Source organism: Streptococcus alactolyticus (assembly GCF_012277075.1).
Taxonomy (GTDB): Bacteria; Bacillota; Bacilli; order Lactobacillales; family Streptococcaceae; genus Streptococcus; species Streptococcus alactolyticus.
This window is the reverse complement of record NZ_JAAXMT010000005.1, coordinates 485464-502717: the sequence shown is the minus strand read 5'-3', so window position 1 is coordinate 502717 and position 17254 is coordinate 485464. Positions and strand designations below refer to the sequence as shown.

Genomic DNA, 17254 nt, shown 5'->3' with positions numbered 1-17254 from the left:
GAAAAAATAAAGGCGAGTTGATTGGATTAACTCCAGAATTTAGCGGCGATGTCTTGACCTTGCTTAATTTTAGCCCATTGTTGTGGAATGCTCAATTCATTTCCAGAATCACATGAAGCAAAACCGCATTGGTGTGAGAGGTAAAGGCGGTCTTTTGGCAAGATTTGGCTAGCTTCTTCAAGCATTTTAAGCGCACGTTCTTCATCGTCAAGATCAGTTGTTTTACTTGAAAGAAGTCCAAGAACGACTTCAGCATCTGAGTCTTTCAAGCTTTCAAGAGCTTTAAGGTCACCAGCCACTTCGCTATCCCATTCAAGGAAGAAACGGTCATAGTGTTGATCTTTCAAGAATTTTGTTGCGATAGCTTCGTAAGTACCACCAGCAGCAGAACGACTTTCGTAGTTACCACGGCAGTTGTGAGTCCAAACTTGCAAACCAAGCTCATGACCGTAGTCCGCAACATCGTTATTTACTGCGATGAATTCATCAGCAAGATTGGCAAGAGCGCTGTTTCCTTGAGCAAAGAAACCAGCTGGGTTTGTTTCATCGAAAAGTTCCCAGAGGCAGTCGTCAAATTGAATGATTTCTCCGCCAGCTTCTTTGTATTCTTTCAAGAATTCTTTATAGGCATTTGTAAGACCAGCTTTTAGTTCTTCTTTAGTTTTGTAAACTTGGTCTTCGCCAACTAATTGATTAAAGACTGTGAATTCTGTGTAGGCGTGAGCAGGTCCCCAGATTGTTAGTTTTGTGTCAGTTTCACCAGCTTCTTCTTTAAGAAGTTTGTAAATATCTAGAAAGTGGTGATTTTTGCCAGAAAGTGGTTCTGTGATACGGATACCAATATCCTTACGTGTTTCAAAATGACCGCCATCATGGTCTTGGAAAGTGTATCCGTGGTCAGCGATGTAACGTTCAATACCTTTTAAGCCCCAAACGAAATCAAGGTGCCACATAGATTTTGAGTATTCGCCGTCAGTTAGGACATCGATACCTGCCGCTTTTTCTTCAGCGATAACTTTTCTGATATCAGCTGTTTCTGTTTCTTTGTAGCCTTCGAATGCATCGTAGAAAGGATATTTGATATCATCACGATGCTCGATTGCGATTTTGTATTCGCGTAAATCTGCTGGTCGTAAAAGTGAACCAACTAGTTGAAATCTTGATTTAGCCATTTTCTATACCTCGTTTATTTTTTGTGATTCCTATTTTAGCTGAGCTTTTCAGTTTTGAAAAATAGTTATTTATATGGGATAATGTATAGTTATAAACTATAACTGAAAAAATATGTTTTTCTATAAAAATGACAGAAAATTTGGTAAAATAATAAAAGACTGACAATTTTTATAGGAGATTTATGATGGATATTTGGGAGAAACTGTACGAAGCGGCAAAAAATGACTATAATCCACATTATGTGACGCCTTTTATTTATTCAAATCATGTTGTTGCAGCAATTGAAGCAGAAGATGGACAGATTTTCACAGGCTACTGTTTTGAAGCTACGTCTGGTGTATTTCATCTTTGTGCGGAACGAGCTGCATCATTTAATATGTTCCAGCAATCTGGTCAAACGACTATAAAGCGTATCATTGCCTTTCGTGATAAAGCGCCAAATGGTGGTGGTTCAGGTATGCCTTGTGGTGCCTGCCGTGAATTTTTGATGCAATTGTCACCTAAAAATAAAGATTTGGAATTTATGATTGACTATGACAAGCGTGAAACCATTACACTTGGTGAGTTGATGCCAAATTGGTGGGGAGAAGAGCGCATGGCAGCTGGTATTGAGGATTTAGATTAGTCACAAGTAAAGATAAACGAGGTAGAGGATGCGAGATAATCATTTACACACACATTTTTCATATGATTCAGAGACTCAGTTTGAAGATTATTTAACTCATTATGATGGTAATATTGTGACAACAGAGCACTATGATTTGTCAAATCCTTATACTAAGCAAGATAATGTGCCGGATTATGACGCTTATTCGCGTGAAATAGCTGAGCTTAATCGAAAATATGGCAATCGTATCAAAAAAGGAATTGAAATTGGCTATTATGAGCCACGTGAAGATGATATTATTGCTTATTTAGCAGATAAGAACTATGACTTAAAATTGTTATCGGTTCACCACAATGGCATCAATGATTATTTGGATGATGAAGTGGCTAGCATGGACAAGGATGTGGTCATTCAAGATTATTTGGATAGGCTTGAGCACGCGATTGGGCGCGTGGATGCGGATGTTTTAGCACATTTTGATTATGGCTTTCGAATTTTTGATATGACAGTCGAGGATTTAAAAGTTTATGAACCTCAATTAAAGCGTATCTTCCAAAAAATGATTGACCATGATTTAGCTTTTGAGTTAAATAGTAAATCCATGTATTTGTATCATAATGAGGACTTGTATCGTTATGCCTTGGGCTTGGTCAAGGAATTGGGCGGGCATAAGTATTCGATCGGATCAGACGGGCATCGTTTGGAACATTTTCGCCTGTATTTTGATAAGATCCAACAGTTGCTAGAGGAATTTGGCATTAAGGAATGGGAAATTTTGTAAGTAAGACAAAAAAAGAACTACAAGCAGATGCTTGTAGTTCTTTTAAACTTGTCTGATTAGTGAGAGACACGTTTACGAGCGGCTTTTTTACGATTTTCTTCGATGAAAGCAGCTTTTTCTTCTTCTGGGTCAATGATATTTTTCTTGACAGCGTAAACAGCTCCAGCAACAGTTGCTGCAGTTGCTAAAACACCTGTCGCAATCCCTTTAGCAAAAGCAAATCTTTTAGCCATAATCTAATTCCTCCTTTTTTATAAGGACGGTAGTCACAACACATCACTGATTGCTAAAATCAAGTCGTTATTAGTAACTGACGATTGTTCCTTGTCCCGTCACCATATGTTATAATAATAGTAACTAAAATTAGTGTAGAATTCAAGTAAAAACGTTTCTTTTATCAGGATATGTGTTAGGACGGATGGATAAGTAAAAATGGGTTTAGATAAGGTAAAAATCATAGCAGTTGTTGGTCCAACAGCAGTGGGAAAAACCGCTTTAGGGATTGAATTAGCAAAGCGATTTAACGGTGAAATCATTAGTGGGGATAGCCAGCAGGTGTATCGTCATTTGGATATTGGGACGGCTAAGGCGACTCTTGAGGAGCAGGCTGAGGCACCGCATCATCTCATTGATGTGCGTGAGGTGGATGAGGCTTATTCGGCCTATGATTTTGTCAAGGAAGCCAGTGCGGCGATTGAGGATATTACTAGCCGTGGCAAGTTGCCTATTATCGTTGGCGGGACGGGCTTGTATTTGCAAAGTCTGCTGGAAGGCTATCATCTAGGCGGTCAGGTCAATCAAGAGGAGGTGCTGGCTTATCGTCAGGAGCTGGAGCAGTTGGCGGATGCTGTTTTATTTGACAAAATAGCAGAGTAGGACATTGAGATTCCTGAGTTAAACCGCCGCCGTGCCATTCGTGCCTTGGAATTAGCGACATTTGGGCAAGATTTGGAAAACAAGGAAACTCCCTACGATGCTTTGTTGATTGGCTTAAACGATGACCGTCAGGTGCTTTACGAACGCATTAATCACCGTGTGGATGTCATGGTTGAAAAGGGGCTTTTGGATGAGGCAAAATGGCTTTATGACAATCACCGTGATGTGCAGGCGGCGCGTGCTATTGGTTACAAGGAACTTTTTCCTTACTTCGCAGGTCAAGCTTCGTTGGAGGAGAGCGTTGACAAACTCAAACAAAACACTCGCCGTTTCGCCAAACGACAATTAACGTGGTTCCGAAATCGCATGTCCGTTTCTTTTTACATGGTATCAGAAAGTGATGTTAAAAAGCAGATAAATAAGGCTGTTCAGGATTTTTTAGCAAACTAACTAGCCTAAGGCAAGTAGCACCTTCAAGGTGCTTTTTCTAATGCTTTTGCTGATAGCCTAACGGTGCTTTGTACCGTCATTTTTGATTTTATGATATAATGATATTTACGAGTTAATCAAGTAAAGGGGTGAGTACAAGATGATTGAAACAAGCAAGCACCAAGAACGAGTGATTTTGCTAGGAGTTGAGTTGCCTGACACAGAAAACTTTGAAATGTCAATGGAAGAATTGGCGTCACTCGCTGAAACAGCAGGTGCTGAGGTGGTCTCATCTTATCGTCAAAAACGTGAGAAATATGATAGCAAATCTTTGATTGGTTCAGGGAAATTAGCTGAAATCAAAGCGATTGTTGACGCTGATGAGATCGATACTGTGATTGTCAACGACCGCTTAACGCCACGTCAAAATGTTAATTTGGAAGCAGAACTTGGCGTTAAAGTTATTGACCGCATGCAGTTGATTCTAGATATTTTTGCCATGCGTGCCCGTAGTCACGAAGGTAAATTGCAAGTTCATCTGGCTCAACTCAAATACATGTTGCCACGTCTTGTTGGTCAGGGGGTTATGCTTAGCCGACAAGCAGGTGGAATTGGTAGTCGTGGACCTGGTGAAAGTCAGTTAGAGCTTAACCGTCGTTCGATTCGCAATCAAATTTCAGATATTGAACGTCAACTGAAAATCGTTGAGAAGAATCGTGAAACTGGTCGAGAAAAACGCACTGAGTCACAAGTCTTTAAAATTGGTTTGATTGGTTACACAAATGCTGGTAAATCAACGATTATGAACGTTTTGACAAATGATAAGCAGTACGAAGCCGATGAATTGTTTGCGACTTTGGATGCGACGACAAAGCAAATTTATTTGCAAAATCAATTTCAAGTGACTCTCACGGACACGGTTGGATTTATTCAAAATTTACCGACAGAATTGGTGGCAGCCTTTAAGTCAACCTTGGAAGAGAGCCGTCATGTTGATCTCTTGTTGCACGTGATTGACGCTAGCGACCCCAACCATGAAGAACATGAAAAAGTGGTCCTGGATTTGCTGAAAGACTTGGATATGCAGGACATTCCTCGCTTAGCCGTTTACAACAAAATGGACCGCACTGAAAATTTGGTGGCTACGGCTTTTCCAAATGTTCGCCTATCTGCGCGTGATAAGGGTGCCAAATCTCTCTTGCGTCGTTTGATACTTAATGAAGTTCGTGACCTTTTTGAACCGTTTAGCATTCGGGTGCATCAAAGTCAGGCTTACAAACTGTATGACTTAAATAAAATTGCGCTGCTTGACCCTTATGAATGGACACAAGAATATCAATTGATCACGGGCTACATTGACCCTAAAAATAAATGGAGATTAGAAGAATTTTATGACTGATTATATCAATTTAGCCTTAACCTACGGCGGTTTTACGTCACTAGATAAGGTTTATTTGCAAAATACCTTGGAGCCATTGACAGATGCGCAAAAGTTGAATTTTATCACCCCACCGCCAAGTGTGATTAACGCTTATTTTGCAGAAATGTATCAAAAACAATCTCCAAAGGCAGCAACGGATTACTATTTTGATTTGTCAAAAGCCTTGCATTTGTTTAATAGCGAGCCTTCTTTTGACGAGCACAAGCCCTTTATTCGCTTGAATTTATCAGGAAAATCGTACGGATTTACTTACGAAAACGATCAAGAAATTGCACGAGTATTTTCTGAAAAGCAGGAGCCTGTATCGTTAGAAGTCTTATTTGAATTGGCACAGGTTTTCCCACAATACAAGGTCTATGTCACAGACAATCATATAAAAATGGCAGACATGACGTTTGATGAAGAGGTTCTTGAAGACCTCACGCCACAAGACAGTCTGCTCAGCCATGTTTCAAAGCTAAAAGGAAACGTGGTGAAACTAAAAAGTTTCAATCGCGATGAACTCGCAGAATTACTAACTGGCTACAAGGGGCAAGTTTATTACACCTTTGACCAGCGAGAATTTATCGCTTATGTAAAAGTACAGTAGGAAAGGACAAAACTTCGGTTTTATCGGTAACATATGGAATTACAATTTTTGGGAACAGGAGCAGGTCAGCCTTCAAAGTCACGCAATGTGTCGAGTTTGGTTTTGAAATTGCTCGATGAAATCAATGAGGTGTGGATGTTTGACTGCGGTGAGGGTACCCAGCGCCAGATTTTAGAAACAACCATTAAACCTCGCAAAGTTAAACGTATTTTTATCACGCATTTGCATGGGGATCATATTTTTGGTTTGCCTGGTTTCTTAGCGAGCCGTGCCTTTCAAGCTAACGAAGAACAAACAGACCTTGATGTTTATGGGCCAGTTGGCATTCGTTCTTACATTTTGAGTAGTTTGCGTTTGTCAGGTGCCCGCTTGCCTTACCGCATTCATTTTCATGAATTTGACGAAACCAATCTTGGAAAAATCATGGAAACGGATAAATTTGTGGTTTATGCGGAAAAATTGGACCACACGATTTTCTGTATTGGCTACCGTGTGATGCAAAAAGATTTGGAAGGAACCTTGGACGCTGAAGCCTTGAAGGCTGCTGGAGTACCGTTTGGACCGCTTTTTGGCAAGGTCAAGAGTGGGCAAGATGTTGTCTTGGAAGATGGTCGCAAGATTATTGCCAAGGATTACATTTCAGCACCTAAAAAAGGAAAAATCATCACCATTTTGGGTGACACGCGTAAAACAGATGCCAGCATTCGCCTTGGTTTGGGAGCAGATATTTTGGTACACGAATCAACCTACGGCACCAAAGACGAGCCTTTGGCACGCAAGCACGGACATTCAACCAATATGCAGGCAGCCCAAATTGCCAAAGCTGCTTCAGCTAAGAAATTGCTGTTGAACCATATCAGTGCGCGATTCTTGGGACGCGAGTGCCGTCAATTGGAAAAAGATGCGCAAACGATTTTTGAAAACACACATATGGTCAAGGATTTAGAAGAAGTTAGCCTATGAGAATCATCGCCATTACAGGAGCAAGCGGAGGTGTAGCGCAAGCCATCATCAATCAGCTACCGAGTGAGGATTATGTCATTGCCTTGGGGCGTGATAAGGCGACATTAGAAAGCCTTTATGGCAAGCGTCCCCACACTACTTGTTGGTCGCTGGATCTGTCAAATGATGCTGAGATTGCTGCTATTGTTGAGCGGATGTATGATTTGCACGGTCGGATTGATGTCTTTATTAACAACGCTGGTTACGGGAATTTCAATGCTTTTGATGCCTATACCACTGCGGATATTCGTGCCATGTTTGAGGTCAATACCTTTGCCACAATGACTTTTTCACGACTGGTTGGGCAGCGCATGAAAGCTGCTAAACGAGGGCATATCATCACTATTGCCAGCATGGCAGGCTTGATGGCATCGGCTAAATCGTCGGTGTATTCAGCCACAAAATTCGCCGTCATTGGTTTTTCAAATGCTCTACGTTTGGAATTAGCTGATAGCAATGTTTATGTGACAACGATTAATCCTGGACCGATCGCAACAAGCTTTTTTGACAAGGCAGATCCATCTGGAGAATACTTAAAGAGTGTTGGACGTTTTGTTTTGCAACCAGAAGAAGTTGCTAGACGTACGGTTGCCATTTTAGGTAAGAACAAGCGTGAAGTGAACATGCCTTGGTCAATAGCTGCAGCACACAAATTCTATACTCTTTTCCCAAAGATTGCTGATTTTTTAGCACGCAAAGTTTTTAATTATAAATAACCTCCTTTCAATTCTACATAAGAAGTGAGAAGTGAATGATAACAAGTAAATACAATTGGAAAAATATTGAAAAAGAGCCAGATGATGGCTTTTTTGAAGTGACAAAAAAAGAAAATATAACGGCATTAGCCAGCAAAATCCTATACAGTCGTGGCGTTGACAACGACGAAAAACTAGCTCAATTTTTATCGAATGATTTGTCACAACTTCACGATCCATATCTTTTGCACGATATGGACAAGGCAGTTGCCCGCATTCGTCAAGCTATTGAAAATTATGAACAAATCTTGGTTTATGGTGACTATGATGCCGACGGGATGACCAGTGCTAGTATCATGAAAGAAGCGTTGGAAATGCTTGGAGCTGAGGTTCAAGTCTATCTTCCTAACCGATTTGTTGATGGTTATGGACCAAATGAATCGGTTTATAAGTATTTCATCGAGCAACAACAGGTTTCTTTGATTATTACGGTGGATAATGGCGTAGCTGGACATGAAGCTATTAGCTATGCACAAAGTCAAGGAGTAGATGTCATTGTTACTGACCACCATGGCTTACCAGCAGAGCTTCCAGACGCATTTGCCATTGTACATCCAGAGTATCCAGAAGCTGACTATCCTTTTAAATATTTAGCAGGATGTGGTGTAGCCTTCAAAGTGGCTTGTGCCCTATTAGAATCCATCCCAACCGAAATGTTAGACTTGGTTGCTATCGGAACGATTGCCGATATGGTTAGTCTAACAGATGAAAATCGTATCATGGTCAAGGTTGGGCTTGAAATGCTCAAGCAGACCGAACGCATTGGTCTCATAGAGCTTATGAAAGTATCTGATATTGACATGTCAGATGTTAATGAGGAAACTGTTGGGTTTAAAATTGCGCCGCAGCTAAATTCTCTTGGTCGTCTAGATGATCCAAATCGAGCTATTGAATTATTGACTGGTTTTGATGATGAAGAAGCGCTAAGTATTGCGCAAATGATTAATGCCAAGAATGAAGAACGTAAAGAAATTGTTCAAAAAATTTACGATGAAGCCATGGGCATGGTTGATCTTGACAAGCCTGTGCAGGTGTTGGCAAAAGAAGGTTGGCACCCGGGTGTTCTAGGAATTGTCGCTGGTCGTATTTTGGAGCACATTGCTCAGCCAGTTATTGTCTTAAACATTGAAGACGATATGGCAAAAGGCTCTGCAAGAAGTATTGAGGCAATCAATATCTTCCATGCACTTGATGACCACCGTGATTTATTTGAAGCTTTTGGTGGACATGCTGGTGCTGCAGGAATGACCTTGCCAGTTGATAACTTAGAGCAATTATCACAAGTTTTATGTGATTACATTGCTGAAAATGATATTAATTTAGCTCAGAAAAAGACTTTGATCATTGATGAAGTGCTGGACTTGTCAGAAATTGATTTAGACACTGTTAAAAGTCTTGAGAAGATCGCACCTTTTGGGATGGATAATGCTAAGCCAGTCTTTGAAATCAAAGACCTTACCGTTAAACAAGCACGTACCATGGGGCAAAATGGTGCTCACTTGAAATTAAAAATTGCTCAAGGAAGTACGGCGGTTGACCTTGTTGCCTTTAACCAAGGTCATTTGGTACAAGAATTCCAGCAAGCGCAGAACCTGCGCCTTGCCGTTACCTTGTCAATCAACAAATGGAACGGGCAAACCACAGTTCAGTTGATGCTTGAAGACGCGCGTGTTGACGGCGTTCAGTTGATTGATATTCGTTCCAAAAATGCCAGTCTTCCTGAACGTGTTCCTGTTTTGAGTGAAGACACCAGTGCCAGTGAAGTGGTTGTACTAGATATTCCTGATAAGGCTGAAGAACTCAAATCCCTTTTTGTTGGTCGACAATTTGATGCCGTTTACTTTAAAAATCACATTAAACGAGCTTATTATTTGACTGGCTATGGAACTCGTGAACAATTTGCTAAGTTGTATAAAACGATTTATCAATTCCCTGAATTTGATGTTCGTTACAAGCTGAAAGAATTGAGTCATTATCTTAATATTCCTGATATTCTTTTGGTCAAAATGATTCAAATTTTTGATGAATTGGATTTTGTAACCATCACAGATGGAGTAATGGTCGTCAATAAAGGTGCTGAGAAACGCAGCATTTCTGATAGTAAAATTTATCAAGATCTTAAGCAAGAAGTGAAATTTCAAGAGCTCATGGCACTTGGAACGCCACAAGAAATTTATGACTGGTTGATGAACTAGACTAAAAAGTTACGTTGCTTAGCTCAGCGTAGCTTTTTTAGTTTTTTTCATAGAAAACGTTTACTTAAAAATTGAAAACTTTTTTAATTGGAACTATAATGAGACTGCAAAGTTGTAGATGACTTTTAAAGTATTTTTTAAAGGAGTTTTTTTATGTGTACTGCAATTACTTATACAACTAAAGATAATTACTTTGGTCGAAATCTTGATTTGGACTTTTCTTACAATGAAACGGTAACGATTTGTCCTCGAAATTATCCTTTTTCGTTTAGACACCAAGGAGAAAATAACAGCCATTTTGCCATGATTGGAATGGCAACGGTAGTGGCTGATTACCCACTTTATTACGAAGCAGTTAATGAAAAAGGTTTAGGAATGGCAGGTTTGAATTTCCCTGAAAATGCCGACTATAAAGAAGTAGCAGAAGGGAAAGACAACCTTGCATCTTTTGAATTGATTCCATGGTTCTTATCACAATGCCAATCTGTTGCTGAAGTTAAAAAACTTTGCCAAAATCTTAACGTCACAAATGAAGCATTTAGTGATGATTTTCAACCAAGTCCCTTGCACTGGTTGATTGCAGACCGCAATGAAGCTATTGTGTTGGAATCTGTGGCTAGTGGTCTTAAGGTTTATGATAACCCAACAGGTGTTTTGACAAATAACCCAACTTTTGATAAACAATTATTCAATTTAAACAATTATCGTCACGTTTCTCCAAAAGTTTCTGACAATCTCTTTTCTACAGAAATTACCTTAGACACTTATAGCCGAGGAATGGGAGGCCTTGGTTTGCCTGGTGATTTGTCATCAATGTCACGCTATGTTAAGGTAGCCTTTACTAAATTAAATTCAGTAGCAGAAGATACAGAAGTATCTAGTGTTAACCAGTTCTTCCATATTTTGAAATCCGTTGAACAACAAAAAGGGTTATGTTACGTAGATGAAAGCGGCAAATACGAATACACCATTTACAGTTCATGTATCAACACAGAAAAAGGTATCTATTACTACACAACTTACGATAATTCACAGATTACAGCTGTCGATATGCATAAGGAAAATTTGGATAATAACAAGTTAGTTACTTATCCATTGATTAAAGATTGGCAAGTGAATTATCAAAATTAAGGTCTTGAAAATTTATTACCTAAATCCCCTTCTTTTTTCGAAAAATATGCTATAATAAAATGTAAAACATTTTTTGGCAAAAAGCCCATAGAAAGAAGAAAATGGATTTAAAAAATTATATTGCTTCAATTGAAAATTACCCAGAGGAAGGGATTACTTTTCGTGACATTTCGCCTCTAATGGCAGATGGAAATGCGTACAGCTACGCCATCCGTGAAATTGTTCAATACGCAACAGACAAGAAAATCGATATGATTGTTGGGCCTGAGGCGCGTGGTTTTATCGTTGGTTGCCCAGTTGCTTTTGAACTTGGTATTGGTTTTGCGCCAGTACGTAAACCAGGTAAATTGCCTCGCGAAGTAATTTCAGCAGATTACGAAAAAGAATACGGAGTGGATACTTTATGTATGCACGCAGATGCCATCAAACCAGGTCAACGTGTTCTTATCGTGGATGACCTCCTTGCAACAGGTGGTACCGTTAAAGCGACCATTGAAATGGTTGAACGCCTTGGTGGCGTAGTTGCTGGTTGTGCCTTCTTGATTGAATTGGATGGTCTTAATGGTCGTAAAGCTATTGAAGGTTACGATACCAAAGTCTTGATGAACTTCCCAGGTTAGTTATAGTTATTAGTTATAACTACATAAAGAATTTATATAATTGAAAACTATATCTCCATGTTTTATAATATGATTTAACATATTATAGAATGGAGATATTTTCATGCCAATAAAACTTGATCGCGAACTACCTGTATTAGACATTTTGCGCAAAGAGAATGTCTTTATTATGGACAATAAACGGGCAAATCACCAAGATATCCGACCCATTCGTTTTTTGATTGTCAATTTAATGCCGACAAAGGAAACTACCGAGTTGCAATTATTGCGTTTATTGGCTAATACTCCCTTGCAAATCAATATTGACTTTTTGTATATGCGCAGCCATCATTCCAAAAACACAGCCAAAAGTCATCTCGAAACCTTTTACAAGACCTTTGAGGATGTGAAGGACAATTATTATGATGGCTTGATTGTGACGGGCGCCCCTGTTGAAACCCTTCGATATGAAGAGGTGGATTATTGGGAGGAGTTGTGTCAGATATTTGATTGGGCTAAAAGTCATGTGTACTCGACCTTACACCTGTGTTGGGGCGCGCAAGCAAGCTTGTATTACAAATACGGCATTCCTAAGGCACCGCTTCCACAGAAATTGTCAGGTATTTTTGCTCAGACGATTGAAGCACCGTCAAATCCTTTGGTGCGTGGCTTTGATGATGTGTTTATGGCACCCCATTCACGCTATACAAAAGTGACGCGTGCGGCGATTGAGCAGGTGGAACACCTTGAGATCGTTGCTTCAGGGAAAGAAGTCGGCGTTTCCATTGTGGCCAGTAAAGATTTGCGGGAAGTTTACAGTTTTGGGCATTTGGAGTATGATAGAGGTACTCTTGATTGGGAATACCAGCGTGATGTCAAAGCTGGAAAAGAACCCCACTTGCCAGCGCATTATTATATCAATGATGACCCTAGTCAAGCCATACTAATGCAGTGGAATTTAGCCGCAACGACTTTCTTTAGCAACTGGATTAACTATGCCGTTTACCAAGAAACCCCTTATTTATTAGAACAGTTGGGAGAATCTGCAGGTATTTAGGGCGATAAAGCCAAATAAACAATAAAGGAGATTCTCTTTTTAGAGATAGTGTCATGAGTTTTTTAGACAATTTTAAATCGGGCAATTTGGTTTTGCCAAGTGCTCTGCTATTTCATTATAAGGATATTTTTAAAAGCGCCGATGATTTTGTGATTTGGCAATTTATTTATTTGCAAAACACTACAAAAATGGAGGATTTGGCGCCTAGTCAGATAGCTGCTGCCTTAAATAAAACCGTGGCTGAGGTCAACAGTACCATTTCAGATTTGACGGCTCAGGGGCTTTTGGATATGAAAACCATTGAGCTGGGCAATGAGATTGAAGTGCTTTTTGATGCTAGCCCCGTTTTAGCCCGCTTGGATCAATTGCAAGATCAAGCTAATACAACCCCAGAAAAGCAAGCTTCTGACAATCCGATCAAAACCTTGGTTGAGGATTTTGAGCGCGAATTGGGTCGGATGCTTAGCCCCTTTGAATTGGAGGATTTGCAGCAAACCATTCGTGAGGACCAAGCGGATCCTGATTTGGTTCGGGAAGCCTTGCGTGAAGCGGTTTTCAATGGTAAAACCAATTGGAGATATATTACGGCTATTTTGCGTAATTGGCGCCGTGAGGGCATTACCACTGTGCGTCAAGTTGAGGAAAATCGCAAGGAGCGTGAAGGTGGCAAAACCAACAAAGTATTCGTATCAGATGACTTTTTGTCAGCAATGGATTTATGGAGTGACTCATGAGATTAGGTAGAGAACGTTTGCGCAAGGTCTTGGCCATTATTGGTGAGATGTATCCTGATGCACACTGTGAATTAGACTATCAAACCCCTTTTCAATTATTGGTGGCTGTGATTTTATCAGCACAGACAACAGATAAATCGGTCAATAAGGTAACCCCTCAGTTGTGGCAACATTACCCCACTATCGCGGATTTGGCTGCGGCAAATGTGGTCGATGTTGAAAATGATTTGAGAACGATTGGGCTCTATAAAAACAAGGCTCGTAATATTGTAAAAACGGCGCGAGCTGTTTTGCAGGATTTTGACGGCGTGGTACCTAAGACGCACAAGGAACTAGAAAGCCTGCCAGGAGTGGGGCGCAAGACTGCCAATGTTGTTTTGGCAGAGATTTACAAAGTGCCTTCCATTGCCGTAGATACCCATGTTTCTCGTGTTGCTAAGCGCCTTAATATCTCAGCACAAGACGCGAGTGTAACTGAAATTGAGCATGATTTGATGAAGAAAATTCCTAAAAGGGATTGGATTGTGACACATCATCGCTTGATTTTCTTTGGGCGTTACTTTTGCCTAGCCAAAAATCCTAAGTGTGCGATTTGCCCAGTCCAAAGTTACTGCAAATACTACAAGGATCATGTTAAAAATACCAAGTAAAAAGCTGATATTCAGCTTTTTTATATTGCCATCGCTTTTTGTAAGCCGGGTGCCTTTTTGATATAATAATGTGGTGAATGAAGATTTAGAAGGAAGACTTATGCAGACAGTATTATCACAACGTTTGGCGGCTGTGGCAGAATTTGTACCGCAGGGCGCACGTTTATTAGATGTGGGAAGTGACCATGCCTACTTGCCCATTGCTTTGATTGAAGACAATACCATTTCCTTTGCTCTTGCTGGTGAAGTGGTCAAGGGACCTTATGAATCAGCCCTTCATAATGTGGCTAACGCTGGCTTGAATGACAAGATAGCTGTTCGTTTGGCCAATGGTTTGGCAGCATTTGAGCCAGAAGATAAGGTGGATGTTATTACGATTTGTGGCATGGGTGGTGGCCTGATTGCGGAGATTTTAGCAGCAGGAAAAGCAAAATTAGCTAGCGTTGAACGCTTGATTTTACAACCCAATAACCGTGAAGATGAATTGCGTGCTTGGTTGATGACCAATGGATTTAAATTGGTTGCTGAACACATCATGACCGAAAACGATAAGTATTACGAAATTATGGTAGTCGAACACGGTCACATGCATTTATCAGCCGAAGATTTGCGCTTTGGACCATTTCTTATGCAAGCCAAATCGCCTGTTTTTTGTGCTCGCTGGGAACGTGAACTGGCCAAACTGGAACTGGCTTTGTCTCATATTCCTGAAAATCGTGTGGCTGACCGCACTGCTATGATTCAAAAAATAGATGCCATTAAGGAGGTTATCCATGAAAGCAAGTGATCTTATTGCCCGTTACGAAGCCTATTGCCCGCAAGCATTATCTATGGAGGGTGACATTTCAGGCTTGCAAATAGGGACCTTGGACAAGGATATCAACCGCGTGATGGTAGCTCTCGATGTCCGTGAAACAACAGTTGCGGAAGCTATTGCTAAAAATGTGGATTTGATCATTGTCAAACACGCTCCTATTTTTAAACCACTTAAAGATTTGGTGGCAACAGCTCAAAACCAGATTTACTTGGATTTAATCAAACACGACATCGCTGTTTACGTCAGTCATACCAATATTGATATTGTGCCAGATGGATTAAATGATTGGTTTTGCGAACGTTTGGGGATTACAAATACAGAAATATTGATTCCGACCAAAGACGGGTATGGTATCGGGCGCATTGGCACGATTAAAGAGCAGGCTTTTTCAGATTTTGCCTTGACTGTGAAGGAGGCCTTTCACTTGGATAGTGTGCGTTTGGTGGCTTATGGCAATCAGGACCAGCTGATTAACCGTGTGGCTGTTTGCGGTGGCAGTGGTCAAAGTTTTTACCACGATGCTTTAGCCAAAGGGGCACAAGTTTACATCACAGGCGATATTTATTATCACACTGCACAAGAAATGATTACCAATGGTTTGATGGCTATTGACCCAGGTCACCACATCGAAGTGTTATTTATTGAAAAAGTCATTGAAAAATGCGAAACTTGGAAAGCTGAGCAAGACTGGGATGTCACATTTATCGCCAGTCAAGCCCCAACGAATCCGTTTTACCATTTGTAAATGTGAAGGACAAGTAAGGTAAGTCCAGTGTAAAATCTGGAAACTTAGTGACAGCATTTGAAAAAAATGATAGAATAGGCTTGAATAATTAATGTAAGAGGGAGACCTAGTATGAAAGGTATTATTCTAGCAGGAGGTTCAGGGACTCGTTTGTACCCTTTGACTCGTGCAGCTTCAAAACAACTTATGCCAGTGTATGATAAACCAATGATTTATTACCCACTATCTACACTGATGTTGGCAGGGATTCGTGATATCCTAATCATTTCAACGCCAACAGATATCCATCGTTTTGAAGAATTACTTGGTGATGGTTCAGAATTCGGTATTTCATTGACTTATGCTGTGCAACCAAGTCCAGATGGTTTGGCTCAAGCCTTTATCATCGGTGAAGAATTTATCGGTGATGACAATGTTGCTCTTATCTTGGGTGACAACATCTACCATGGACCAGGACTTAGCAAAATGCTTCAAAAAGCAGCCAGCAAGGAAAAAGGTGCTACTGTCTTTGGTTACCAAGTAAAAGATCCAGAACGTTTTGGTGTGGTTGAATTTGATGAAAACCGAAATGCTATTTCAATCGAGGAAAAACCAGAACATCCGAAATCTCACTATGCTGTCACAGGTCTTTATTTCTATGACAATGACGTGGTTGAGATTGCTAAAAACATCAAACCAAGTGCGCGTGGCGAACTTGAAATCACAGATGTTAACAAAGTTTACCTTGAACGTGGCGACCTTTCTGTTGAAGTGATGGAACGTGGCTTTGCTTGGCTTGATACAGGAACACACGAAAGCCTTTTGGAAGCAGCCCAATACATTGAAACCGTGCAACGTATGCAAAACCTTCAAGTTGCTAACTTGGAAGAAATTGCTTACCGTATGGGTTACATCACAAGAGAAGATGTGCACAATCTCGCACAACCATTGAAGAAAAACGAATACGGTAAATACTTGCTTCGTTTGATTGGAGAAGAATAATGACAGAACAATTTTTTGGTAAAGCTTTAGCTGCACGTCCCATCGAAGCCATCCCAGGAATGATTGAATTTGATATTCCTGTGCATGGCGACAACCGTGGTTGGTTCAAAGAAAACTTCCAAAAAGAAAAAATGGTACCGCTTGGTTTTCCAGAATCATTCTTTGCAGAAGGCAAATTGCAAAATAATGTCAGCTTTTCACATAAAAATGTTTTGCGTGGGCTTCATGCAGAACCATGGGATAAATACATCTCAGTAGCTGATGAAGGAAAAGTCCTTGGTTCATGGGTTGACTTGCGTGAAGGCGACAGCTTTGGTCATGTGTATCAAACCGTTATCGATGCTTCAAAAGGGATTTTCGTTCCTCGCGGCGTTGCCAATGGTTTCCAAGTCTTGTCTGATAAAGTGTCATACAGCTACTTGGTTAATGACTACTGGGCTTTAGAATTAAAACCTAAATATGCCTTTGTTAACTACGCCGACCCAACTTTGGGCATCAAATGGGAAAACTTGGAAGAAGCGGAAGTGTCTGAAGCAGACAAAAACCACCCATTATTAAAAGACGTTAAACCACTAAGCAAAGACGATTTGTAATACCAAATAAAAATAAATCAGAAAGGAATGTTCCGTTTTTTAAAAACAGAACACGGGACTAAATCTCTGAGAAAAGATGTTCTATTTTCTACGAGATTT

Annotated in this window: 18 protein-coding genes and 1 pseudogene; 17 read left to right on the top strand and 2 right to left on the bottom strand. The window is 40.3% G+C overall.

Annotation, left to right across the window (positions count from 1 at the left end; all coding sequences use genetic code 11):
* Positions 1-26: 26 nt before the first annotated feature.
* On the bottom strand, positions 27-1172 hold the full coding sequence (locus HFK82_RS04395) for a cobalamin-independent methionine synthase II family protein (protein WP_168260937.1): 1146 nt from the start codon (positions 1170-1172) through the stop codon (positions 27-29).
* A gap of 185 nt (positions 1173-1357) precedes the next feature.
* On the opposite strand from HFK82_RS04395, the gene HFK82_RS04390 reads away from it, so the two are divergent.
* Both HFK82_RS04390 and HFK82_RS04385 read left to right on the top strand, forming a co-directional pair.
* A complete protein-coding gene (locus tag HFK82_RS04390; protein ID WP_058833145.1) occupies positions 1358-1798 on the top strand; it encodes a cytidine deaminase family protein in 441 nt (146 codons plus the stop codon).
* Between the two features lie 28 nt (positions 1799-1826).
* Positions 1827-2561 carry a PHP domain-containing protein gene (locus HFK82_RS04385; RefSeq protein WP_168260936.1) on the top strand — a complete coding sequence of 245 codons (735 nt, stop codon included), beginning with the start codon at positions 1827-1829 and terminating at the stop codon, positions 2559-2561.
* Between the two features lie 56 nt (positions 2562-2617).
* On the opposite strand, the gene HFK82_RS04380 is transcribed toward HFK82_RS04385, so the two are convergent.
* Positions 2618-2794 carry a DUF3042 family protein gene (locus tag HFK82_RS04380; RefSeq protein WP_154454290.1) on the bottom strand — a complete coding sequence of 59 codons (177 nt, stop codon included), beginning with the start codon at positions 2792-2794 and terminating at the stop codon, positions 2618-2620.
* Between the two features lie 199 nt (positions 2795-2993).
* Between HFK82_RS04380 and miaA the strand changes: the two are divergent.
* The 15 genes and pseudogenes from miaA to HFK82_RS04305 all read left to right on the top strand — a co-directional run bounded on the left by miaA (position 2994) and on the right by HFK82_RS04305 (position 17155).
* A pseudogene (gene miaA, locus HFK82_RS04375) lies at positions 2994-3887 on the top strand (tRNA (adenosine(37)-N6)-dimethylallyltransferase MiaA).
* A gap of 139 nt (positions 3888-4026) precedes the next feature.
* The gene (gene hflX / locus HFK82_RS04370) at positions 4027-5265 is read left to right on the top strand and encodes a GTPase HflX (protein WP_168260935.1); all 1239 of its coding nucleotides are present in this window, start codon (positions 4027-4029) and stop codon (positions 5263-5265) included.
* Positions 5258-5896 (top strand): cystathionine beta-lyase, encoded by a 639-nt coding sequence (locus HFK82_RS04365; protein ID WP_168260934.1) that lies wholly within the window; start codon positions 5258-5260, stop codon positions 5894-5896. The genes hflX and HFK82_RS04365 overlap by 8 nt, the downstream gene beginning before the upstream one ends.
* Positions 5897-5929: 33 nt before the next feature.
* Positions 5930-6859 (top strand): ribonuclease Z, encoded by a 930-nt coding sequence (gene rnz / locus HFK82_RS04360; protein ID WP_168260933.1) that lies wholly within the window; start codon positions 5930-5932, stop codon positions 6857-6859.
* The gene (locus HFK82_RS04355; protein ID WP_168260932.1) at positions 6856-7614 is read left to right on the top strand and encodes an SDR family NAD(P)-dependent oxidoreductase; all 759 of its coding nucleotides are present in this window, start codon (positions 6856-6858) and stop codon (positions 7612-7614) included. The genes rnz and HFK82_RS04355 overlap by 4 nt, the downstream gene beginning before the upstream one ends.
* Before the next feature lie 35 nt (positions 7615-7649).
* Positions 7650-9848, top strand: coding sequence for a single-stranded-DNA-specific exonuclease RecJ (recJ, locus tag HFK82_RS04350; RefSeq protein WP_168260931.1), 2199 nt, complete (start codon positions 7650-7652; stop codon positions 9846-9848).
* A 153-nt stretch (positions 9849-10001) separates the two neighbouring features.
* On the top strand, positions 10002-10979 hold the full coding sequence (gene bsh, locus HFK82_RS04345; RefSeq protein WP_058833142.1) for a choloylglycine hydrolase: 978 nt from the start codon (positions 10002-10004) through the stop codon (positions 10977-10979).
* A 101-nt stretch (positions 10980-11080) separates the two neighbouring features.
* Positions 11081-11599 (top strand): adenine phosphoribosyltransferase, encoded by a 519-nt coding sequence (locus HFK82_RS04340; protein WP_168260930.1) that lies wholly within the window; start codon positions 11081-11083, stop codon positions 11597-11599.
* Between the two features lie 103 nt (positions 11600-11702).
* Positions 11703-12635, top strand: coding sequence for a homoserine O-acetyltransferase MetA (metA, locus tag HFK82_RS04335; RefSeq protein WP_168260929.1), 933 nt, complete (start codon positions 11703-11705; stop codon positions 12633-12635).
* A 53-nt stretch (positions 12636-12688) separates the two neighbouring features.
* Entirely contained in the window at positions 12689-13369 is a 681-nt protein-coding gene (locus HFK82_RS04330) for a DnaD domain-containing protein (protein ID WP_168260928.1), read from the top strand.
* Positions 13366-14019: an endonuclease III gene (gene nth, locus HFK82_RS04325; protein WP_168260927.1), complete on the top strand. Its 654-nt coding sequence runs from the start codon at positions 13366-13368 to the stop codon at positions 14017-14019. The genes HFK82_RS04330 and nth overlap by 4 nt, the downstream gene beginning before the upstream one ends.
* A 100-nt stretch (positions 14020-14119) precedes the next feature.
* Positions 14120-14806: a tRNA (adenine(22)-N(1))-methyltransferase gene (locus HFK82_RS04320; RefSeq protein WP_154454279.1), complete on the top strand. Its 687-nt coding sequence runs from the start codon at positions 14120-14122 to the stop codon at positions 14804-14806.
* Positions 14793-15581, top strand: coding sequence for a Nif3-like dinuclear metal center hexameric protein (locus tag HFK82_RS04315; protein ID WP_154454278.1), 789 nt, complete (start codon positions 14793-14795; stop codon positions 15579-15581). Before HFK82_RS04320 ends, HFK82_RS04315 begins: the two co-directional genes overlap by 14 nt.
* 111 nt (positions 15582-15692) lie before the next feature.
* A complete protein-coding gene (gene rfbA / locus HFK82_RS04310; RefSeq protein WP_154454277.1) occupies positions 15693-16562 on the top strand; it encodes a glucose-1-phosphate thymidylyltransferase RfbA in 870 nt (289 codons plus the stop codon).
* Positions 16562-17155, top strand: coding sequence for a dTDP-4-dehydrorhamnose 3,5-epimerase family protein (locus HFK82_RS04305; protein ID WP_154454276.1), 594 nt, complete (start codon positions 16562-16564; stop codon positions 17153-17155). Before rfbA ends, HFK82_RS04305 begins: the two co-directional genes overlap by 1 nt.
* Positions 17156-17254 lie beyond the last annotated feature (99 nt).